The following is a 20,912-nucleotide window of genomic DNA, read 5'->3' as shown; positions in this document are numbered from 1 at the left end:
GTGAGCCTGGCACGGCGCCTCATCGCGGCCGGATTCAGCGACCTGGAAAAGGGCGAGCGGTTCCTTGCCGCGCCCGAACTCGAGGGGCTGGACCAGGACAGCCTCTTTGCCGGGCTGCAGCTGGCGGCCAGCCCTGACACTGCCCTGCAGTCCCTGGTCCGGCTGATCGAAAAGCACCCGCAGCTGCGCGACCTGGCCGCCGCGGAGCTGGAGGCCAGCGAGCCGATGTACCGGGTTCTCGGCGCGTCGGAGGCCCTGGGGGAGTTCCTCATCAGGCACCCGGAGCACCTTGAGGCCTTCCGGGTCCGGGCCAGCCCCGAGCCGTTGCCCGCCGACCCGGACCGGCTGCGCACCACGCTCCTGCAGTCGGTGGGCGCAGACCCCCGGACTGCCCGTCCCGTTGCTGCCGCCACCGGCATGGACGCCTACGCCGCCCTGCGCACGGCCTACCGGCGCGGGCTGGTGGACCTCGCCGTCAAGGACCTGTGCGCGGCGGATCCGCTGGACTTCCTGCCGTCAGTGGGCGGTGAACTGGCGGACCTGGCCGCAGCCGCCATCGAGGCCGCCCTCGCGGTTTCCCGTGCGGAGGCGGCGGAGCAGCACGCCGCAGGGGACATCGCCGACGTCGGCCTTGCCGTGATCGGCATGGGCAAGTGCGGAGCCCGGGAGCTGAACTACATTTCCGACGTCGACGTCATCTACGTGGTGGACCCGGGCGGCCTCGAGGACGCACACGCCAACACTATCGGGACAGCCCTGGCCAGCGGCATCTCGCGGGCCATATCGTCGGTGGCCAGGGAACCCGGGCTCTGGGAGGTGGACGCCAACCTGAGGCCCGAAGGGAAGTCGGGGCCGCTGGTCCGCACCCTCGCCTCCCACGAGGCGTACTACGCCAGGTGGGCTGAGAGCTGGGAGTTCCAGGCGCTGCTCAAGGCCCGTTCCATCGCCGGCGATGCCGCGCTGGGCCGGGCCTATGAGGACGCCGTGGCGCCGCTGATCTGGAGCTCCGCGGGGCGGGAGGGATTCGTGGAGTCCGTCCAGGCCATGCGCCGCAGGGTGACCGAGCATATCCCCGCTGCGGAGGAGCAGCGCCAGATCAAGCTGGGCCGCGGCGGGTTGCGCGACGTCGAGTTCACCGTGCAGTTGCTCCAGTTGGTGCACGGCAAGGCAGATGAGTCATTACGACGGCGGGACACCACCTCCGCGATCGCCGCACTGTCCGCCGGAGGTTACATCGGCCGTTCCGATGCGGCAGCCTTCGACAACGCCTACCGGTACCTGCGGCTGCTGGAACACCGCATCCAGCTGTTCCAGCTGCGCAGAACCCACCTCATGCCAGTGGCTGAGCCGGCACTGCGCTCCCTGGCCAAGGCCGTGCTGGGGCCGTTCTCCAACGAGCGGCCCACCCCGGACTCCCTGCTGTCCGCGTGGCAGCGCACCAAGCGCTCCGTCCGCGAACTGCACGAACGCATCTTCTACCGGCCGCTGCTGAATTCGGCGGCCAAACTCAGCAGCGAGGACGCCCGACTGACGCCCGAGGCCGCGCAGGGCCGGCTTGCCGCCCTGGGATACCGGGACCCCCAGGGGGCGATGCGCCACATTGAGGCGCTGACGGCCGGGGTGAGCCGCCGGGCCGCGCTGCAGCGCCAGCTCCTGCCCATCCTGCTTGACTGGCTCGCCGAAGGCGTGGACCCCGACGCCGGCCTCCTCGCCTTCCGCCGCGTCAGTGAGGCGCTGGGCACCACGCACTGGTACCTGGGCCTGCTTCGCGACTCCAATGCCGCCGCCGAACGCCTGTGCCACATGCTCGCCAACTCCCGGCTGATCGCGGACCTTTTGGAGGTGTCGCCGGAGTCGGTGGCCTGGCTGGGACAGGACAAGGACCTGGTACCGCTGGGCTTCGAAGCCCAGTGGCAGGAGATCACGGCCAAGATGTCCCGGCACTCGGACCCGGAAAGCGCCATGCGCCTGATCCGGCTGATCCGGCGCAGGGAGATTTTGCGCATCGCCATCGCTGATTCGGCCGGGCTTCTGGACCAGGACCAGGTGGGCAGCGCTTTGGCGGACACGGACCGGGCCGCCGTCCTCGGTGCCCTGCGGGTGGCCGAAGGCATAGTCTCCGCGGACGGACCGCTCAAGACCACGGTCCTGGTGGTGGCCATGGGCCGCCAGGGTGGACGTGAGATCGGCTACGGCTCGGACGCCGATGTCATGTATGTGCACCGCGCCCTTCCCGGCTTCTCCGACGCGGAGGCACAGGAACAGGCCGGCAGGATCGTTGCCAAAGTCTCCAGCCTGCTCACCCAGCCGCTGAAACCGGCCATCATGGCGGAACGGGTCCTGCAGATGGATGCGGACCTGCGGCCCGAGGGCAAGAACGGAGCCATGGTGCGCTCTTTGGACTCCTTCGCCGAGTACTACCGCCGCTGGTCCCTGATCTGGGAAGCCCAGGCCCTGCTGCGTGCACGGCCCATGGCAGGTGACGACACCCTGGCGGCCGACTTCCTCAAGCTCATCGATCCCATCCGGTACCCGGAGTCAGTGGCGGAACAGGACGTGCGGGAGATCCGGCGCGTCAAGGCGCGGGTGGAATCCGAGCGGCTGCCGCGCGGTGCTGACCCCGCACGCCACCTCAAACTGGGCCGCGGCGGCCTCAGCGACGTTGAGTGGCTGGTCCAGCTGCTCCAGCTGCAGCACGCCGGGAAGCATCCGGAACTACGGACCACGTCCACCCTGGAGGCCCTCGCAGCCGCCGAGGAGCTTGGCCTGCTGGATGCTGCCGACGCCGGTCTGCTGGCGGAGGCCTGGCGCCTTGCCAGCCGCATCCGGTCCGCGAACGTCATTTGGAGCGGTAAGGCCTCCGACCTCCTGCCGTCCTCGCGCCGCGACCTGGAGGCCGTGGCGCGCTGGTGCGGCTACGAGCCGGGTCATGCAGCCGCGCTGGAGGAGGACTACCTGAGGGTGAGCCGGCGGGCACGTGCCGTTTTTGAACGCGTCTTCTATGGCCACTGACTGGGTCTGGCTGATATCCCTGCGGGACCTCGATGAAGGTGCCCGTGCCATCCAGCTGGGTGCGATCGCGGACCTGTCGCTGCTGCCCGGCCAGGACCGCTTCGTGGGCGACCCGCTGCGCATGGCCCTGGCAGGACTGGCGGAAGAGTTACGGCACCCCTATGTCGTGGAGTCCGGCGGCGATGCTGTCGGCCTGTTGACCCTTCAGGAAGGAGCGGCCGGCCTGGCCGGCTGGCCCGACGACTGGTCGGCCTGGCTGCTGCGCGGCTTCCTCATCGACCGGCGGCACCAGGGAAAAGGGCTGGGCGCCCTTGCGGCGGCCGCCGCTGTGGAGGCAGCCCGGAAACTTACCGCCCGGCACCAAAGCTGCGAGACCGGCGTCGTACTCTCCGTCAATGACGAAAATCCTGCGGGCCAGGCCGCTTACCGCCGTGCCGGCTTCGTTGATGCGGGACCGTATCTGGGAGGCCCGGCAGGGCCGCAGCGCACCATGTTCCACAGCTTCGCCACACCTGACGTCCCTGCTGTGCGGGCGTAACGCGCCGGGCCGGCATTGCGCTTAGTAAGCGTTTGCCCGATTATGTGGGTGGCGGTGTTCTCCAACCTTGTTGGGGGGAAGGCTGGACAGTCTTCGTCTCGGGGGGCATTCGCCAGGGGGTCCGGCTCCCGGTCTCAGCACGTCTGGAGGCGGGCCCCCACCTTAGGTCTCCGTCCGCGGCCTAACCGTCCGGACAACGCAAAAGGCGGCCACCGGGTGTACCGGTGGCCGCCTTCGCTGCTTCAGGAAGCGTTGGTGCTAGACGCCGTAGTAGAGCTCGAACTCGTAGGGGTTCGGGCGCAGGGACAGCGGGCGGATCTCGTTCTCGTACTTGTACTCGATCCAGGTGTCGATCAGGTCCTGGGTGAAGACGCCGCCGGCCTGCAGAAACTCGTTGTCCTCGCGCAGGGCCTCAAGGGCCTCCTCCAGGCTGCCCGGAGCCTTGGGGATGTCCTTGGCTTCCTCGGCAGGGAGCTCGTAAAGGTCCTTGTCGATCGGAGCCGGGGGCTCGATGCGGTTGCGGATGCCGTCGATGCCGGCCATCAGCTGGGCAGCGAACGCCAGGTACGGGTTGGAGGAGGGGTCCGGCGCGCGGAATTCGATGCGCTTGGCCTTCGGGTTGGAGCCCGTGATGGGGATGCGGATACCGGCGGAGCGGTTGCCCTGCGAGTACACCATGTTGACCGGAGCCTCGAAGCCCTTGACCAGGCGGCGGTAGGAGTTCACCGTCGGGTTGGTGAACGCGAGGACAGCGTCGGCGTGCTTCAGCAGGCCGCCGATGTACCAGCGGGCGGTGTCGGACAGGCCGGCGTAGCCCTTCTCGTCGTAGAACAGCGGTTCGCCGTTGCTCCACAGCGACTGGTGGCAGTGCATGCCCGAGCCGTTGTCGCCGAAGACCGGCTTCGGCATGAAGGTGACGGACTTGCCCCAGGCGTCAGCGGTGTTCTTGATGACGTACTTGAACTTCTGCAGGTCATCGGCCGCGTGGGTCAGGGTGGTGAACTTGTAGTTGATCTCGGCCTGGCCGGCGGATCCAACTTCGTGGTGGCTGCGCTCAACTTCAAGGCCGGCTTCGTCCAGGGCAACACACATGGCGTCACGCAGGTCAGCCTGCTTGTCCGTGGGGGAGACCGGGAAGTAACCGCCCTTGACGGGGGTCTTGTAGCCCAGGTTGCCGCCCTCTTCTTCGCGGCCGGTGTTCCAGTGGGCTTCCTCGGAGTCGATCTTGTAGAAGCTGCCCTGCGGCGAGGACTGGTACTGGACGTTGTCGAACACGAAGAACTCGGCCTCGGGAGCGAAGAACGCGGTGTCCGCGATGCCGGTGGAGGCCAGGTAGGCCTCTGCCTTCTCGGCCACGCCGCGGGGGTCGCGGTGGTAGGGGTCGCCGGTGCGCGGGTTGACGATCGAGAAGTTCAGCGCGAGGGTCTTCTCCATGCGGAAGGTGTCCAGGAACGCGGTGGTGACGTCAGGGATCAGCTGCATGTCGGATTCGGCGATGCCCTGGAAACCGCGGATGGAGGAACCGTCGAAGAGCTGGCCGTTGATGAAGAAATCGGCGTCGACGCTCTTGGCGGGGACGTTGAAGTGCTGCTGGACACCCGGAAGATCGGTGAAGCGGATATCGACGAACTTTACATCTTCGTCTTTGATGAACTTGAGGACTTCGTCCGCAGTCTTGAACATCTATGCTCCTAACGCATATGTAAATATCTGGCGTGCAAGCCATTGATCCAGCGCAATCCAAAAGCAGGGAGAACATACTGTTTCCCTGCTGGGTGTACCTGCCGGGGGATTGCTTGAAACTGCTAACAGCCTAGGGATACGGGATTTCCCGTCCGTGTCCGCATTGTTTCGGGCAGGTTACAGAATGCCCTGCTATGTCCACGGTATCTTCCGTCCACAGTGTGGTCGAGTCCCATCCACACTGTGGGCGGGCTGGTGCGGGGAGGCTCGGTAAGCTTGGACAGTGGTAGATCGCAAAGACATTGGCTCCTGGCTCAGCGGACCGGACACCTCCGGCATTTCGAAGTACCCGGGCGAACGGCTGGGCCTGCCGGAATCCGGCCCGGGATCCATTGCCCGGGCGGGGCGGAGGATCGCGGCGATCATGATCGACTGGGGCATTGCGCTGGTCATCAGCAACTTCGCCTTTGGCGGCGACTCGTGGGCAACGCTTGCGGTCTTCGCCATCGAACAGATCCTGCTGGTGGGAACCCTCGGCTACAGCATCGGCCACCGCGTCATGGGCATCGCCGTGGTCAAGCCCGGCGGCGGCACTCCTGGCCCGCTCGCGGCCCTCGTCAGGGCGGTGCTCCTCTGCCTCGTCATCCCCGCAGTCATCTTCGACCCGGACCAGCGCGGCCTGCATGACAAGGCCATGAACACGCTCCTCATCCGGCGCTAAACGTCCGTTTCCGGCTTATTCCTCTGCGGCTTCCTTCAACCGGCGCGGCCGGCGGAAGGCCGGGGCGTTGGTCACCGCCACGCCTGCGATGACCACCGCGCCGCCCACCAGTTGGGCCGCCGTGTGGACCTGCCCGGCAAGAACGGTCAGGATTGCGGTGAAGACGGTGATGAGGTTGAGGAACACCCCCGCACCGGCCGCCGGCAGGACCGTCAGGGCGCGGTTCCACAGCAGGTAGGACAGCACCGACGGGAACACGGCGATAAACAACAGTGACGCCAGCGCGGTGGTCGTAGGGGGAAGCGCCAGGCCGCCCGTCGCGAAACGGACCGGGCCCAGGATGGCCACGACCACCGCTGCCTGGACCGCCGTGGCAGTAATGGGCGGGATCTTCGGTGCCCGACGGCCGGTGATCGTGTACACCGTCCACACTACGATGGCACCCACCATCAGTACTTCACCGGTGCCAAATCCCGTGGCCATAAGCCGGCCCACATTCCCTCCGCTGATGACGATCAGGACGCCCGCCAGAGCCATCAGGACGCCCGCCACCGCCAGCGGTGTGAGCCTCTCGCGCAGGAAGACCGTGGCGGCCAGCGTGATCAGAGCAGGATTAAACGCATTGATCAGCGACGCATTAAAGGCGTCCGTGTGCTCCAGAGCAAAGTAAAGCAGGAGGTTGTAGCCGAGCAGGCCGCAGACGCTCAAGGCGAGCAGCCACGGCCACGCGGCCAGCACGGAGCGCCAGGACGGCCGCTCCACCAGTTGGGCAATCACGAGCAGCGGCACCAACGCGAGAGCCCACCGCAGGAACACCAGGCTCAGCGGGTCGATGCTCTGGACTGCACCGGCGCCCACAACGTAGTTGCCGGCCCAGAACAGCGTTGCCCCGAGCAGGGAGAGGACGGCTACCACCCGCCGGCGGCCCTGCATGCCCGTCACCGGCTCCCGCAGCTTCGCCCCTGTATCAATCGACTCCAACAGGCCGGACCCTCTCCGCTTAGGCCCGGCTGGGTTCCAGGTCGGCTGCAGCCTCAGCTCCCCGGTCAGCAGCGAGGTAACCGCGCCTGCCGGCCCACACCTCGAACAGGATGGTGGCGAACGGGAAGACGGCGGAGAGCCCGGCCAATACAGCCACCAGGAACGGCCACCGCTGCAGGCGCCACAGCATCAGCGCCGCAGCCCCATAGCCGATGAACAGCGCACCGTGGACAGGCCCGGCGATCTCGACGCCAAGTTCCGTGGTGCGGGCGACCCATTTGAAGTACATTCCGGTCAGCAGCGCAGCCCAGCTGCACGCTTCGGCCACAGCGAGGATGCGGAAGATGCGGATCACGGTTGTCCGGAGGGGCATGGTCGACTCCTGTCACAGGTAAATGCGGGGCGGGTTGGGGCAAGAAAAAACGCCCCGGCGGCCGGCTGTGCCGGTACCGGGGCGTCCTGGTGGCTAACGCCCGCGGTTGGGACGGGCCTTGTAGGGATCGATGCCCTTGGGGATGGGAAGCCTGTTGCCCATGGAGGCGATGCGCTTGGAGACGGTGCTGACTTCCAGTTTGGTCAGTTCGTTCTTCATCTTGCCCATCTGCTTGGCCACCTGGCTCAGCGGCACCTGGCCCTCGCCGCGCCCCGTCTGGATGGTGTGGACAGGAACGTTGGGCAGGATCCGCGCCAGGCGCTTGCGCTCGGCATCGAGCAGCGGCTTCACCCGGTGGGTGGGGCCTTCGCTGACAAGGACGACGCCGGGACGACCAACGGCACGGAACACGGCATCCTGCGTGCGGGGGTTCACAGCCACAGGCTGTTCCTCGGTAATCCAGCCCCTACGGAGGGTCCCGAGGGCAGCGCCGGAGGCGCCGGGCTGGTTTTCAATCTGGGCAAACGCGGCCCGTTCTGCCCTGCGGGACAGGATGAAGGTGGCGGCCAGCAGGCCGAGCGGAATGCCGATGATCAGGCCGGTGATCCAGTTGTCCAGCCAGAAACCCACCAGGAAGCTTACGGCCACAACACCAAGGAAGACCGCGAGCATCAGCCACGGCACCATGGGATCGTGGCGGCGGGTCATGGTGAAGACCTCGCCGATCTGCTTGAGCCGGCTGGGCTTCTTGGCCTTTGCTTCCTTGGGCTTGCGCGTGAACAGGCCGCGCTTCACCGCGCTTGAGCCCGCGGAAGGGGAGTTGCTGGAGTCAGGGGATTTCGCCATAGTGCCTCAATTCTACGTGACTTAAACCGAAGGGCCGGACGCTTCAAACTTCCGGCGTCCGGCCCTTGGCCCCCTTACATTTCCCGGGTCAGGAGTGGGTTGCCAGGAGGGTGGCGGCTTCCTGGCGGGTGGTGCCGGAGTCCTGGATGCCTTCTGCGATGTGGGCGAGTTCGGCGGGGATGTCGCGGCCTTTTTTGCGCATGGCGGTGGCCCAGAGGCGGCCGGCGCGGTAGGAGGAGCGGACCAGGGGCCCGGACATGACGCCGAGGAACCCGATTTCTTCGGCTTCGTGCTGTAGGTCGACGAATTCCTGGGGTTTGACCCAGCGGTCCACGGGCAGGTGCCGCTCGGACGGGCGCAGGTACTGGGTAATGGTGATCAGGTCGCAGCCCGCCTCGTGGAGGTCGCGGAGGGCTTCGGAAATTTCGTCGCGGGTTTCGCCCATGCCCAGGATGAGGTTGGATTTGGTGACCATGCCGTGATTGCGGCCCTGGGTGATGACGTCCAGGGAGCGGTCGTAGCGGAAGGCGGGGCGGATCCTTTTGAAGATCCTTGGCACGGTTTCGACGTTGTGCGCGAAGACCTCGGGTTTGGAGTCGCAGATCGCGGCGATGTGGTCGGGGTTGCCGGAGAAGTCGGGGATGAGCAGTTCGACGCCGGTGCCGGGGTTCAGTTCGTGGATCTTGCGGACGGTTTCGGCGTAGAGCCAGACGCCTTCGTCTTCGAGGTCGTCGCGGGCCACACCGGTGACGGTGGCGTAGCGCAGCTGCATGGATTGGACGGAGCGGGCCACCTTGGTGGGTTCGAACCGGTCCAGGGGTGAGGGTTTACCGGTGTCGATCTGGCAGAAGTCGCAGCGGCGGGTGCATTCAGAGCCGCCGATCAGGAAGGTGGCTTCCTTGTCTTCCCAGCATTCGAAGATGTTCGGGCAGCCGGCCTCTTCACAGACGGTGTGCAGGCCTTCCTTTTTCACCAGGTTCTTCAGGCCCACGAACTCCGGGCCCATCTGGACCTTGGCCTTGATCCACTCCGGCTTGCGCTCCACCGGGACCGCAGCATTGCGCTGCTCGATCCGCAGCATCTTCCGGCCTTCAGGTGCCAATGTCACAGTAGAGCTCCTTCAGGGCTCGAAACCAATGCTTCTTCATGTTTGCGGAACTCCGCGACGAACCGGTCCATAATATCCGCGGGCCGGATCTCCCGCCCTGTCTCCAGGGACATGGTGGTTACGCCGGCGTCGGTGATGCCGCAGGCAATGATCTGCCCGTACGGCGCCAGGTCATTGCTGCAGTTGATGGCGACGCCGTGCATCGTGACGCCGTTCAGCACGCGGATGCCGATTGCGGCGATCTTGCGGTCCGGGCCTTTGGAGTCGGCCTTGATCCATACGCCGGCGCGCCCTTTGATACGTTCGGCCTTGATGCCGTGGTCCGCCATAACGGTGATCATGATGTCTTCCAGGCGCTCCACGTAATCCCGGATGCCGGAGCGGTTCTTCAGCCTCAGGATGGGGTAGGCCACCAGCTGTCCCGGGCCATGCCAGGTGAGCTTGCCGCCGCGGTCCACCGGAACCACGGGCGTGCCGTCAAACGGGCGCTCATGGTCCTCTGTCAGCTTGCCTGCCGTGTAAACGGCGGCGTGCTCCAAAAGCAGGACTGTGCTGGGGGCAACTCCGGCGACAACTTTGTCATGGAGTTCGCGCTGGGCATCCCAGCCTTCCATGTAATCAACGAGGTCGGGGGCAAGACCCAGCTGTGAAAACTCAAGAGTCATGGCATCCAGCTTAGACCCCGCGGCCACGCGGGCCCGGTTTAGTGTCCAAGCTCACCGGCGGCTTCCATTGTGACTGCGGCAGCCAGGGCTGTGGATAACTTCTGCAGCGGGCCCGGAACTCGGCTAGACATGTTCCATGGATGATGCACAGGTGCCGGATGTCCCCGGGTACGACGTCGGCCGGCTGCTGGGCAGGGGCGGCAGCGCGGATGTATGGCTGGCCCGGGAACAGCGGACCGGAAGGGATGTTGCGCTCAAGTGCTTCCGCAAAGCCGGCAGCAGGGTGCGGGGTGGCACAGCCGTTACCGAGGAGGAGATGCGGCGGGAGATCCGCATCCTGTCGGTCCTGGACCACCAGCATTTGGTCAGGGCCCACGATGCGGTGCGGGTTGCGGATTCGGGCAGCGGGAAGGCCTTGACCATGGACTATGCTGCCGGCGGCTCCCTGGCGCAGCTGGTGGCCGCGCGTGGCAGGCTCAGTGTGGGGGAGACCGTCACCGTCCTGACTCCCATCGCGCAGGCCCTGGGCTATCTGCACGGTAAAGGTTTTACCCATTCGGATGTCTCCCCGGGGAATGTGCTGTTCACCGGGCAGGGCAAACCCATGCTGTCGGATGTCGGCGTTGCCCGGATGCTCGGGGACCCCGGCGGCGCGGGAACCGCCGGAACGCTGGGCTTCCTTGATCCGTCGCCGATCGACGCCGTCCGTGCCGGCCTGCAGCCCGAACGGGACGTTTACTCCGCTGCCGCGCTTGGCTGGTTCTGCCTGACAGGTGTTGCGCCCGGCCGCACTGCCGACCGGCCGCCCTTGTCCCTCCTGGTTCCCGGCGTGCCCAAGGAACTCGCCGCAGTGCTGGAAGCAGGGCTGAATGAGGACCGGCGGCTGCGCCCTGACGCGCTGGCGCTTGCCACGGCCGTCTACCGCAGCGCCGAACCGCAGCCCGTGGACCTTTCCGACGCCGTCCACCCCACCGTCCTGCCTGAGCTGTTGACGCGGCGGCACACTGCCCCCGAAACGAGGGGTGGCGGCCTCCGGCGGAAACTCCAGGCTCTGCGCCGCCGCATGGCGACGAGCCGCTGGTCCGCCTTGTCCTATGCCCCGGCTTCCAGCACTCCACCCCTCGGCCGGTCAAGACGCCATTCCGCGGCAGAACATGTGCCCTCGGCCGGAACGAAGGCCGCCGCCGGACTGCGGAGGAAAGCCGCCGCCCGAGAGCGCAGGAAACATGCCGAGGGGTCTGCCGCCGGACGGACGGGAAGGACGCTGGTGCTGGCGCTCCTTCCCGTCATCGTCGCGGCGGTTGCCGGGATGTGGTGGCTGTCTGCCGGCGCGCAGCCGCCCTGGCCCGGCACCGCTGCGGCCGGTTGGCCGCCTGCATCAGCACCTCCGACCGGAGCCGTTGTGCACGGGGGAACAGGAACCGCAGCGCCGGTCGACGATGCCAGGCAGCGGGCCCGGGCAGCTGATCCCGCCGTTGCCGTGCAGGGCCTTGCATCGCTGCGGGATTATGCGTTCAGCAGCGGCAGGCTGGAGCTGCTCGACGACGTGAACGTGCCCGGCTCCGCTGCAGCTGCCGCCGACGAACGCATAGCCGCCCCACTCCGTTCCGCCGGGCACCGCCTGGCCGGGTTCGCCAGCACACTTTCCGGGGTGGCGGCGGAAGAGGGCGCCACCCCGGACCTCGCCGTCGTCCGGGTGGTGTCCGCAACCTCCGGCTTCCGCAGGGTCGACGCGGGGAACACCGTGCTTGCCGCGGGGGTACCCAGCCAGCCACAGGCGCTTCGGTTGGTCCTGGTCTCGAAGGATGGCCAGTGGCGGGTCAGCGACGTCCTCGCCGTCCCGTGAACCGGTGGCGGAGCCGGCCGTGTGGGGTCCTGGCCTACCCGTGGCCGGGGCAGCTAGGCGGAGCCGTCCTTGGCGGCCACCCAGCGGGCAGCGTCTTCCAGGCTGCCGTGCTGCCACTGGAAGCCGGCGGATGCCAGCACCGCCGGTTCCATCCGCTGGCTGTACAGCAGGAGCTCCTCGCCCAGTCCCGGCATCACCGTGCGCAGCACAGGGGCCGGAACCCGCAGCACGGCAGGCCGGTGAAGGGCATGGGCCAGCGCCGCCACAATCGTGTTGACGTCCGCCTGTTCAGGTGCGGTGACATTGACCGGGCCGGAGACCGGAGAGTCCAGGAGGAAAAGGAAGGCGGCGGAAACATCCGCAAGGGTGACCCAGGGCCAGAACTGGCGTCCGTTGCCAAAGGGACCGCCAACACCCAGCCGCAGCAGTGGTAGCAGTTTCCCCAGCGCTCCGCCCGAACGGCTGAACACCACTCCCGTGCGGGGCAGCACCACGCGCACGCTTGCCGGCGCCGCCAGTGCCGCCTGCTCCCACTCGACGCAGATCTGCGCGAGGGTGCCGGAGCCTGCAGGTGCGTCCTCGCGCAGGACCGTATTTCCGGCGTCGCCGTAGTAACCGGACGCCGACTGGCTGATGAAGGAGGCCGGCGGCGCATCCATTTGCGCCATGGCGTGCACCAGGGTCCTGGTGGGGCCCAAGCGGGAACTGAAGAGCTCCTCCACCCGCCCCCGCGTCCATGGCCTGTCACCTATGCCGGCGCCGGAAAGGTTGACCACGGCGTCAGCGCCGGCGAGCGCAGAGGGCTCCAGGACGCCGGCCACCGGGTCCCAGCGGACTTCGTCTGCACGGGCAGGCGGGCGCCGGACCAAGGTCACTACGGAGTGGCCGGCCGCGCGGAAGGCGGCGGACATGGAGGTGCCGATGAGCCCGGAGGCGCCGGCCATGACAATGTGCATGGTCCATCACACCACGTCACAGCGGGTTGTGTGCCTCCCGCAGGGCGGGGGAGGGGTTGACTATGATCGAACGATGACCTCTTCGAGTTACTTCCGTTTCCCGCATTTGCACGGCGATCTGGTCACCTTCGTGGCCGAGGACGACGTGTGGATCGCGCCCCTGGACGGCGGCCGTGCCTGGCGTGTCTCGTCGCTCCAACTGCCTGCCCGCAACCCGCGTTTCACCCCGGACGGCAAGCGGCTGGTGTGGACCGTGGTCCAGGGAACAGCTCCGGAGGTTGTGTCGGCACAGGTCGACGGCGGCGGGTACCGGCAGCTCACCTACTTTGGCCACAGCACCACAAAGGTCAGGGGATTCACCGCCGGAGGGGCCGTTGTGGTCACCAGCGCCTTCCGGCAGGCGGAAAGCCGGCACACCCACGCCTACAGTGTTCCCCTGGAAGGCGGCTGGGCACAGGAACTCCCCTATGGTCCGGTGGAATCCGTGGCGTACGGGCCCGAAGTAGGGGATGAGCGTCCTGTGGTGCTGGCAAGCGTGCTGTCCCGAGAACCGGCATGGTGGAAGCGGTACCGCGGTGGAACGGCCGGGAAGCTGTGGATTGACCGCGACGGCAATGGTGAATTCGAGCGCCTCCTGCCCGACCTTGACGGCAACCTCACCGACCCGCTCTGGGTGGACGGCCGGATCGCCTTCCTCTCCGACCACGAGGGCTACGGAAATCTGTACTCGGTGCTTCCCGACGGACAAGACCTCCGGCGCCACACCGACCACCAGGACTTCTACGTCCGGCACGCCGCCACCGACGGCAAGCGGGTGATCTTCGAGTCCGCCGGCGAACTCTGGGTCCTCCAGGACCTCGCCTCGGAAGCGGCCAAGCTGGACATTACCCTCGGCTCCGCCTCGCAGACCAGGCGTCCCGCTCTCCTCGACGCCGTCAAGCACCTTGGCGCCGTGGTGCCGGACACGACAGGTGCCGCCAGCGCCGTGGAAACGCACGGCACCATCCACTGGCTGCGGCACAAGGACGGGCCCTCCCGCATCGTTGAGGCCACCCCCGGAGTGCGTGGCAGGCTTCCCAGGCCCCTCGGTGACGGCCGGATCGCCTATATCGCCGACCACGGCGGTGTTGAAGCGCTGAACATCAGGGACATTGCCGCGCCCGTCCCGCACACCGCTGCCCAGGCAGAAGCAGGAAGGGGCAAGGCCGGCGCCGCTTCACGTACTGCAGTCTCCGAAACACCAGGTTCCCCGGACACGGACCAGGCGGCGGAGGGAACGGTCAGCCTGCCGCAGCCCGTTCCCGCATCCGGGGCCGCGGTGCTGGCGGCAAGTACTGCCCATGCTCCCGCGGACGACGAGCAGGCTGATGTTGCACCGCAGGCAGGCGCTCCGGGCGCGGAAGCCCAGACGCCGGCGGCAGCGGCAGGAATCAGTGTTCCCACACCTTCGCGGGCCAGCTCCCTGGAAGCAAGCCCGGACGGCCGGTGGGTAGCCCTCGGGACGTCGTTCGGCGACGTGTACGTGATGGACACGGGCAACGGTGACCTTCGCCAGGTGGCCAGCATCGGAGAAGGCAGCATCTCCGAACTGGCGTGGTCGGCGGACTCACGCTGGCTCGCGTGGTCGGAGCCGGTCACGTCCTTCGGTTCGCGCAGCCGGCTGCGCCTGGCCACCGTGGACCGGCTCGACGCCGAACCCGTGGACGTCACTGACGGCCGCTTCCGCGATGCCTCACCGGCATTCACGCCGGACGGGAAATTCCTCGCCTTCCTGTCCAACCGCAGCTTCGACCCCGTGTATGACGGGCACTCGTTCGACCTCTCCTTCCCCAGCCCCATCAAGCCGTACCTGGTGGCACTGACGGCTGAGACGCCGTCGCCCTTTGGCCCTTCGGTTGATCCCGCGGGCGCGGAACCGGACGCCGGTGCGGACGCAAAACCCACGGACGCAGACGAGGCCGGGGACAGTGCCGTGCCTGCCGTTACGGTGGATGCGGAGGGCCTGGCCCACCGCGTGATCGGTGTGCCTGTTCCGCAGGGCAACTACAGCTCGCTGGAAGCCGTTGACGGTGCACTCCTCTGGCTCGACTCGGTCCTGGCCGGCGTAACCGGCGACGGGAAGGCCAGCCAGGAGGACAAGGACGCCCGTCCCAGCCTGGTCCGGTACGACATCGCGCGGCGCAAGCAGGCGACCCTCGTGGACGCCGTGGACAGCTACCGCCTCTCCGGCGACCGCAGCAAAGTGGTGCTCGTTGCCGACAAGCAGGTGACCGTGGTTCCGTCGGATGCCAAGGCAGATGAGGAATCCGGCAAGGTGGTCAAAGTGGACCTGGGCCGGATCCGTGTCCTGATGGATCCCCTGAGCGTCTGGGGACAGGCGTTCGACGAGGCCTGGCGCCTGCAGCGCGACTTCTTCTGGACCGAGGACATGGCCGGCCAGGACTGGGAGTCCATCCACGCCCGTTACCGCCCCCTGGTGGAACGGCTGGGGTCTCACGACGACCTGGTGGACCTGCTGTGGGAACTGCACGGCGAACTGGGAACCTCCCACGCGTACGTGCGCCCTGCCGCCGTCACCGAACGCGGCAGCCGCGGACAAGGCAGGCTCGGCGCCGATCTCACGCACACTGCCCGCGGCTGGGAGATCACCCGCATCCTGGCGGGCGAGTCCTCAGACCCGCTGGCAACCTCCCCGCTCACCAGGCCGGGCGTCGGTGCCAAGGCCGGAGACGTCCTGCTGGCCATCGACGGCGTCCCGCTGTCCGAAAACGTCACTCCTGCCATGCAGCTGGTCGGGGCGGCCGGCCGCACCGTGGAGCTCACCCTCCTCAACGGCCCCGGACATGGCGGTGCTGAAGGCACCCAGCGCAGGGTCGCCGTCGTGCCTGTCAAGGATGAGGAGCGCCTGCGGTACCAGGAGTGGGTGGCGGGCAACCGGCGGACAGTCCGGGAGGCGTCGAACGGAACCTTCGGCTATCTGCACATTCCGGACATGATGGCCAACGGCTGGGCCCAGCTGCACCGGGACCTGGACACGGAAACCGCGTTCGACGGCCTGATCGTCGACGTGCGCCGCAACCGTGGGGGACACACCTCGCAGCTTGTTGCTGAGCTCATTGGCCGCAAGGTCACGGGTTGGAGCATGCCGCGCGGGGAGAAGCCGCGCACCTACCCGCACCACGCGCCGAGGGGGCCGGTGATCATCCTTGCAGACGAATTTGCCGGCTCCGACGGCGACATCATCACCCAGGTCTCGAAGCTGCGCGGCATCGGTCCGGTGATTGGAACCCGCACCTGGGGCGGTGTTGTTGGCATCGACAACCGCTTCACGCTGGCGGACGGCACCGGCGTCACGCAGCCCCGCTACGCGAACTGGTTCAGCGGCGGCGTGGGCTGGAGCGTGGAAAACTACGGCGTCGATCCGGACATCGAGGTGACGTACCCGCCGCACGCCTATGCTGCCGGACGGGATCCCCAGCTGGAGTACGGCATCGGTGCACTGAAGGAAATGATCCAGGAACTGCCCACTGACCGGCCTCCGGCCCGCTCGGGCTACCGGAAACTGTTGCCTGCTCCGCTGCCGGCGCGCCGGCACGACGGCTGACCTCACCGGCAACAACAAAGGCCCTGCCCTTCCGGAATTCCGGAGGGGCAGGGCCTTTGGCGTTGTGCGGGGCCTTGCGGCCTAGGACTGCAGCGTGGCGTCGAGGGTGATCTCGATTCCGGCCAGGGCCTGGGACACAGGGCAGCCCTTCTTGGCGGCCTCGGCAATGCGCTGGAAGTCTTCTTCAGAGATGCCCGGAATGCGGGCATTGAGGGTCAGGTGGCTGCCGGTGATGCCGGTGCCCGGCTGGAAACCGACCTCTGACTTCGTGTTGACCTCTTCAGGAGTGAAGCCTGCCTGGCTGAGTTCGTGGCTGAAAGCCATGGAGAAGCATGCCGAGTGGGCAGCGGCGATCAGCTCTTCCGGGCTGGTCTTTCCGCCGGCAGCCTCGGTGCGCGCCTTCCAGGTGACATCGAAGGTGCCCAGGCCGGAGCTGTCCAGGGTGGTGTTCCCCGAGCCCTCGGTCAGGCTTCCGGTCCATACGGTGTGGGCGTTGCGTGTTGTAGCCATGTCTCTCCTCAACGTCGATTCGGTCCGGGTCCGGCAGCATGGCCGGGCCCACCGTTTCCCATCCTAGGGACCCGGCCCCTCCGGTGCACGGATTGTCCGCTCTCAGAGGATTATGACCGGGTGCCCGGATGTGGGTGGGCTACTGCCAGATGGTGGCGATGGCGATGTTGACCAGTGCCAGGCCGCCGACGCCGTGGGCGAGCCCGGTGGAGACGGGCTGTCCGTTCTTGACCTTGCGGGTTCCGATCACGGCCAGGACCGCAACCACGACAGCGATGACGAACTTGATGCCCAGCTTGGCGTAGTTGGGATCCTTGTCCGGCAGGAACGGAAGGATGCCCATCATGGCGATGCCGGTGAGCAGCTGCAGGAAGGCGCCATCACGCTGGCGCGGATGCACGGTGGGGGTCCGCATCGTGGCGATCCAATAGCCCACGATCATGGCTGCGCCCACCACGTGCAGGAAAACCAGGATGTTGAAGAGAATAGTCATGCCTCCAGCTTAGCCAGTCATTTCTACCGCCTGTAGCAAAGCCACGCGGTCCCGGAGTTCCGGCCCTGCCGAACGTTGGGGCGCTTTGGATTAACCAACGACGGCGGCTTAAACAACGACGGCGGCGCGCGCCGCCGGTGGTTGTCCCACCGTTGGCGCCCGCCGCCGTCGTTCGTGGCTGACTGTTACAGTCCCAGGTCCGCTTCGAATGCGCCTTCTTCAAGGCGCGCCTTCAGGGTCTGGAGGAACCGGCCTGCATCGGCGCCGTCCACCAGGCGGTGGTCGTACGTCAGGGACAGGTACATCATGGAGCGGATGGCGATCGAGTCGTCACCGTTTTCATCCACGACCACTACGGGCCGCTTGACGATGGCACCGGTGCCCAGGATGCCCACCTGGGGCTGGTTGATGATCGGAGTGTCGAACAGGGCTCCGACCGAACCGATGTTGGTGATGCTGAACGTGCCGCCGGACAGTTCGTCCGGACCGATCTTGCCGTCGCGGGTGCGGGAAGCAACGTCGGCGATCTTGCCCGCCAGTCCGGCGAGGTTCAGGCTGCCGGCGTCTGAGATGACCGGGACCAGCAGGCCCTTGTCGGTGTCGACGGCGATCGCCAGGTGCTCGGCGTTGTGGTAGGTGATTTCCTGCTTTTCCTCATCGTAGGCAGCGTTGAGCTTGGGGTGCTGCTTGAGGGCCTCGGCAACCGCCTTGGCAATGAAGGGCAGGAAGGTCAGCTTGGTGCCGTTCTGGGCCTGGAACGAGTTCTTGGCACGGGCACGCAGCTTGGCGACCTTGGTCATGTCCACTTCGTGGACCTGGGTCAGCTGGGTGGAGATTTCCAGCGACTCACGCATGCGCCGGGCGATGACCTGGCGAATGCGGGGAGCCTTCTGGGTGGTGCCACGCAGTGACGAGGCGGCTGCACCGGATGCGGCGGGGGCAGACGCGGCCGGGGCTGCCGACGGAGCCGCAGCAGGAGCGGGGGCGGCCTTTGCCTCGGCGGCGGCGATCACATCCTGCTTGCGGATGCGGCCGCCAACGCCTGTGCCGGACAGCGTGGAGATGTCCACGCCGTGCTGGTTGGCCAGCTTGCGGACCAGGGGAGTGACGTAGCCGGACTCGGAGCCACCGGCCGATGCGGCTTCCTGGGCTGCCGGAGCAGCAGGAGCCTGGGAGGCAGGGGCCTGTGCAGCCTGGGGTGCAGCCTGCTCGGAAGGAACAGCCTGGGCGGGCGCGGTCTGGGCAGGGGCGGACTCTGCCTGTGCGGGCTTGGGCGCCGCCTGCTCGGGAGCGGCCGGTGCAGCCTGCGGGGCGGCAGCAGCGGGAGCGCCGGAGCCGATAACGGCGAGCACGGAGCCTACCTCGGCGGTCTCGTCCTCGTTGACCCGGATTTCCTGCAGGGTGCCGGCAACCGGGGACGGAATCTCGGTGTCCACCTTGTCGGTGGAAACTTCCAGCAGCGGCTCGTCCACCTCGACGGAGTCGCCAACGGCCTTGAGCCAGCGGGTGACGGTGCCTTCGGTGACGCTCTCACCCAACGCGGGGAGGGTGACCTCGTGACCTTCGCCGCCGCCGGCAGCGGGTGCTTCCTGCGCTGCCTGGGCCGGGGCTTCCTGTGCGGGTGCCGCTTCGGCCGGGGCTTCCTGTGCGGGTGCTGCTGCAGGTGCCTCTTCGGCGGGAGCAGCCGCGGGAGCTTCTTCGGCCGGCGCGGAACCGCTGCCGGAACCGTCACCAATGCGCACCAGCGGCGCACCTACTTCGGCGGTCTCATCTTCAGCGACCAGGATTTCTTCAATCACGCCAGCTACAGGAGAGGGGATTTCAGTGTCTACTTTGTCGGTGGAGACTTCGAGCAGCGGCTCGTCCACCTCTACCCGGTCACCTACCTGCTTGAGCCAGCGGGTGACGGTTCCTTCGGTGACACTCTCACCGAGGGCGGGCAAGTTAACGGATTCAGACATGTCGTCCCCGTTCTCCTTATTGATCTGTGTAGTGCGAATGGTTGCTGCCTTGTTGGAAGCCTAGTGCACCCGGTCTGAGAGACCGGGTGCACCGGGCCTGGTAATGCTGGGGTGATCAGCCGTGGAGCGGCTTGCCGGCCAGCGCCAGGTGGGCTTCGCCAAGGGCTTCGTTCTGGGTGGGGTGTGCGTGCACCAGCTGTGCCACATCCTCCGGGTAGGCTTCCCAGTTCACGATCAGCTGGGCCTCGCCCACCTGCTCGCCCATGCGGGCGCCGATCATGTGGACGCCCACCACGGGGCCGTCCTTCTGGCGGACCAGCTTGACCAGGCCGGAGGTGCCCAGGATGGAGCTCTTGCCGTTGCCGGCCAGGTTGTATTCCTGGGTCTGCACCTGGTCCTCGCCGAACTTTTCCTTGGCAGCCTTTTCGGTGTAGCCGACGGTGGCGATTTCAGGTTCGGAGTAGGTGACCTTGGGGATGTTGATGTCCTCGACAACCACCGGCTTCAGGCCGGCGATTTCCTCGGCCACGAAGATGCCCTGCTGGTAGCCGCGGTGGGCCAGCTGCACACCGGGGACAATGTCGCCCACGGCGTAGATGTTGCCGACACCGGTGTGGAGGCGCTCGTTGGTGATGACGAAGCCGCGGTCGATGGTGACGCCGGCTTCCTCGTAGCCCAGGTTGGCCGTGACCGGGCCGCGGCCGACGGCGACCAGCAGCAGGTCGGCTTCGAACGTCTTGCCGTCCACCAGGGTGACCTTGACGCCGTCGTCATTCTGTTCCACGCCCTGGAAGAAGATCCCGGTGGAGAACTTGATGCCGCGCTTCTTGAAGGCCCGCTCGAAGTTCTTGACGATCGTCGCGTCCTCATTGGGAACGAGGGAGGGCAGGCCTTCGACGATGGTGACGTCCACGCCAAACGACTTCCAGACCGAAGCGAATTCGACGCCGATGACGCCGCCGCCCAGGATGATGGCGCTCTTGGGGATGAAGTCCATGGTGAGGGCCTGGTCCGAGGTGATGACCTTGCCGCCGATTTCCAGGCCAGGGAGGGTGCGCGAGTAGGAGCCGGTGGCCAGGACGATGTTCTTGCCCTTGTAGGCGGTGCCATTCACCACGACGGTGTCGGTGCCCTGCAGCTTGCCTTCGCCTTCGATGACAGTGATGCCCTTGGACTTGATGAGCCCCTGCAGGCCCTTGTACTTGCCGGCGATGATGCCGTCCTTGTACGCATTGACGGCGTTGATGTCGATGCTGTCCAGCGTGACGTTCACGCCGTACTTGGCGGAGTCACGGGCGTGGTCGGCCAGTTCTGCGGAGTGCAGCAGGGCCTTGGTGGGGATGCAGCCATTGTGGAGGCAGGTGCCGCCCAGCTTGCCCTTCTCCACGAGGCCGACGGTGAGGCCGAGCTGTACCGCACGCAGCGCCGCAGCGTATCCGCCGCTGCCGCCGCCGAGTACCAGGATGTCGAATTCTTGCGCAGTTGCCTGATCGGCCACTAAAACGCTCCCTCGCGTGAACGATGACGCGGTCAGCGCGCATCATCTGGTCTTGGAACTTGCACTGCCGTGATTATGTCAGCAGGGCAACTCTCTTGCATTTGTGACTACCGTGGT

16 protein-coding genes are annotated in these 20,912 nt (G+C 67.0%); 5 read left to right on the top strand and 11 right to left on the bottom strand.

All coding sequences use genetic code 11. The features are described 5' to 3' along the window. Together QF031_RS12095 and QF031_RS12090 are read left to right on the top strand one after the other, a co-directional pair. A complete protein-coding gene (locus QF031_RS12095) occupies positions 1 to 3,012 on the top strand; it encodes a bifunctional [glutamine synthetase] adenylyltransferase/[glutamine synthetase]-adenylyl-L-tyrosine phosphorylase (RefSeq protein WP_307428225.1) in 3,012 nt (1,003 codons plus the stop codon). Next, positions 3,002 to 3,550: a GNAT family N-acetyltransferase gene (locus QF031_RS12090; RefSeq protein ID WP_307428222.1), complete on the top strand. Its 549-nt coding sequence runs from the start codon at positions 3,002 to 3,004 to the stop codon at positions 3,548 to 3,550. The genes QF031_RS12095 and QF031_RS12090 overlap by 11 nt, the downstream gene beginning before the upstream one ends. 258 nt (positions 3,551 to 3,808) lie before the next feature. On the opposite strand, the gene glnA is transcribed toward QF031_RS12090, so the two are convergent. Further along, positions 3,809 to 5,233 carry a type I glutamate--ammonia ligase gene (glnA, locus tag QF031_RS12085; protein WP_307428219.1) on the bottom strand — a complete coding sequence of 475 codons (1,425 nt, stop codon included), beginning with the start codon at positions 5,231 to 5,233 and terminating at the stop codon, positions 3,809 to 3,811. A gap of 283 nt (positions 5,234 to 5,516) precedes the next feature. Here glnA and QF031_RS12080 point away from each other — a divergent pair, with 283 nt between their 5' ends. Next, positions 5,517 to 5,954, top strand: coding sequence for an RDD family protein (locus tag QF031_RS12080; protein WP_307428216.1), 438 nt, complete (start codon positions 5,517 to 5,519; stop codon positions 5,952 to 5,954). 15 nt (positions 5,955 to 5,969) lie between these two features. Here the strand turns inward: QF031_RS12080 and QF031_RS12075 are convergent, their stop codons facing one another. From QF031_RS12075 to lipB, 5 genes are all read right to left on the bottom strand, one after another. Then, positions 5,970 to 6,935, bottom strand: a complete 966-nt coding sequence (locus QF031_RS12075; protein ID WP_307428213.1) for a DMT family transporter — start codon at positions 6,933 to 6,935, stop codon at positions 5,970 to 5,972. A 19-nt stretch (positions 6,936 to 6,954) separates the two neighbouring features. After that, positions 6,955 to 7,308 (bottom strand): DUF3817 domain-containing protein, encoded by a 354-nt coding sequence (locus QF031_RS12070; RefSeq protein WP_307428210.1) that lies wholly within the window; start codon positions 7,306 to 7,308, stop codon positions 6,955 to 6,957. 93 nt (positions 7,309 to 7,401) lie between these two features. Continuing rightward, complete coding sequence (locus QF031_RS12065; RefSeq protein WP_307428207.1) at positions 7,402 to 8,154, bottom strand: DUF4191 domain-containing protein; 753 nt, start codon at positions 8,152 to 8,154, stop codon at positions 7,402 to 7,404. An 88-nt stretch (positions 8,155 to 8,242) separates the two neighbouring features. Then, on the bottom strand, positions 8,243 to 9,262 hold the full coding sequence (gene lipA, locus QF031_RS12060; RefSeq protein ID WP_307428204.1) for a lipoyl synthase: 1,020 nt from the start codon (positions 9,260 to 9,262) through the stop codon (positions 8,243 to 8,245). Continuing rightward, positions 9,259 to 9,954, bottom strand: a complete 696-nt coding sequence (gene lipB, locus QF031_RS12055; RefSeq protein WP_307428202.1) for a lipoyl(octanoyl) transferase LipB — start codon at positions 9,952 to 9,954, stop codon at positions 9,259 to 9,261. The genes lipA and lipB overlap by 4 nt, the downstream gene beginning before the upstream one ends. A gap of 109 nt (positions 9,955 to 10,063) precedes the next feature. On the opposite strand from lipB, the gene QF031_RS12050 reads away from it, so the two are divergent. After that, positions 10,064 to 11,773, top strand: a complete 1,710-nt coding sequence (locus tag QF031_RS12050) for a serine/threonine-protein kinase (protein WP_307428200.1) — start codon at positions 10,064 to 10,066, stop codon at positions 11,771 to 11,773. A 53-nt stretch (positions 11,774 to 11,826) separates the two neighbouring features. Here QF031_RS12050 and QF031_RS12045 read toward each other — a convergent pair whose 3' ends face one another. Next, the gene (locus tag QF031_RS12045) at positions 11,827 to 12,729 is read right to left on the bottom strand and encodes a TIGR01777 family oxidoreductase (RefSeq protein WP_307428198.1); all 903 of its coding nucleotides are present in this window, start codon (positions 12,727 to 12,729) and stop codon (positions 11,827 to 11,829) included. A 73-nt stretch (positions 12,730 to 12,802) separates the two neighbouring features. On the opposite strand from QF031_RS12045, the gene QF031_RS12040 reads away from it, so the two are divergent. Next, positions 12,803 to 16,333 carry a S41 family peptidase gene (locus tag QF031_RS12040; protein WP_307428196.1) on the top strand — a complete coding sequence of 1,177 codons (3,531 nt, stop codon included), beginning with the start codon at positions 12,803 to 12,805 and terminating at the stop codon, positions 16,331 to 16,333. 81 nt (positions 16,334 to 16,414) lie between these two features. On the opposite strand, the gene QF031_RS12035 is transcribed toward QF031_RS12040, so the two are convergent. From QF031_RS12035 to lpdA, 4 genes are all read right to left on the bottom strand, one after another. After that, entirely contained in the window at positions 16,415 to 16,843 is a 429-nt protein-coding gene (locus QF031_RS12035; RefSeq protein ID WP_175319382.1) for an OsmC family protein, read from the bottom strand. Between the two features lie 139 nt (positions 16,844 to 16,982). After that, on the bottom strand, positions 16,983 to 17,336 hold the full coding sequence (locus tag QF031_RS12030; RefSeq protein ID WP_255175169.1) for a hypothetical protein: 354 nt from the start codon (positions 17,334 to 17,336) through the stop codon (positions 16,983 to 16,985). A gap of 185 nt (positions 17,337 to 17,521) precedes the next feature. After that, positions 17,522 to 19,297 carry a 2-oxoglutarate dehydrogenase, E2 component, dihydrolipoamide succinyltransferase gene (gene sucB / locus QF031_RS12025; protein WP_307428185.1) on the bottom strand — a complete coding sequence of 592 codons (1,776 nt, stop codon included), beginning with the start codon at positions 19,295 to 19,297 and terminating at the stop codon, positions 17,522 to 17,524. A gap of 115 nt (positions 19,298 to 19,412) precedes the next feature. Beyond that, on the bottom strand, positions 19,413 to 20,795 hold the full coding sequence (gene lpdA / locus QF031_RS12020) for a dihydrolipoyl dehydrogenase (protein WP_214944470.1): 1,383 nt from the start codon (positions 20,793 to 20,795) through the stop codon (positions 19,413 to 19,415). Between the last annotated feature and the right edge of the window lie 117 nt (positions 20,796 to 20,912).

This window comes from Pseudarthrobacter defluvii, from assembly GCF_030816725.1.
GTDB lineage: Bacteria > Actinomycetota > Actinomycetes > Actinomycetales > Micrococcaceae > Arthrobacter > Arthrobacter defluvii_A.
The sequence above is the reverse complement of the archived record's forward strand: the minus strand, read 5'-3'. Positions and strand labels throughout refer to the sequence as shown.

What these genes read in the sequence shown, in the direction of transcription:
- QF031_RS12050 (WP_307428200.1), top strand. Translation starts at nt 10,064, where the DNA reads ATGGATGATGCACAGGTGCCGGATGTCCCCGGGTACGACGTCGGCCGG.
- QF031_RS12090 (WP_307428222.1), top strand. Translation starts at nt 3,002, where the DNA reads ATGGCCACTGACTGGGTCTGGCTGATATCCCTGCGGGACCTCGATGAA.
- QF031_RS12040 (WP_307428196.1), top strand. Translation starts at nt 12,803, where the DNA reads ATGACCTCTTCGAGTTACTTCCGTTTCCCGCATTTGCACGGCGATCTG.
- QF031_RS12030 (WP_255175169.1), bottom strand. Translation starts at nt 17,336, where the DNA reads ATGACTATTCTCTTCAACATCCTGGTTTTCCTGCACGTGGTGGGCGCA.
- QF031_RS12065 (WP_307428207.1), bottom strand. Translation starts at nt 8,154, where the DNA reads ATGGCGAAATCCCCTGACTCCAGCAACTCCCCTTCCGCGGGCTCAAGC.
- QF031_RS12070 (WP_307428210.1), bottom strand. Translation starts at nt 7,308, where the DNA reads ATGCCCCTCCGGACAACCGTGATCCGCATCTTCCGCATCCTCGCTGTG.
- QF031_RS12035 (WP_175319382.1), bottom strand. Translation starts at nt 16,843, where the DNA reads ATGGCTACAACACGCAACGCCCACACCGTATGGACCGGAAGCCTGACC.
- sucB (WP_307428185.1), bottom strand. Translation starts at nt 19,297, where the DNA reads ATGTCTGAATCCGTTAACTTGCCCGCCCTCGGTGAGAGTGTCACCGAA.
- QF031_RS12045 (WP_307428198.1), bottom strand. Translation starts at nt 12,729, where the DNA reads ATGCACATTGTCATGGCCGGCGCCTCCGGGCTCATCGGCACCTCCATG.
- glnA (WP_307428219.1), bottom strand. Translation starts at nt 5,233, where the DNA reads ATGTTCAAGACTGCGGACGAAGTCCTCAAGTTCATCAAAGACGAAGAT.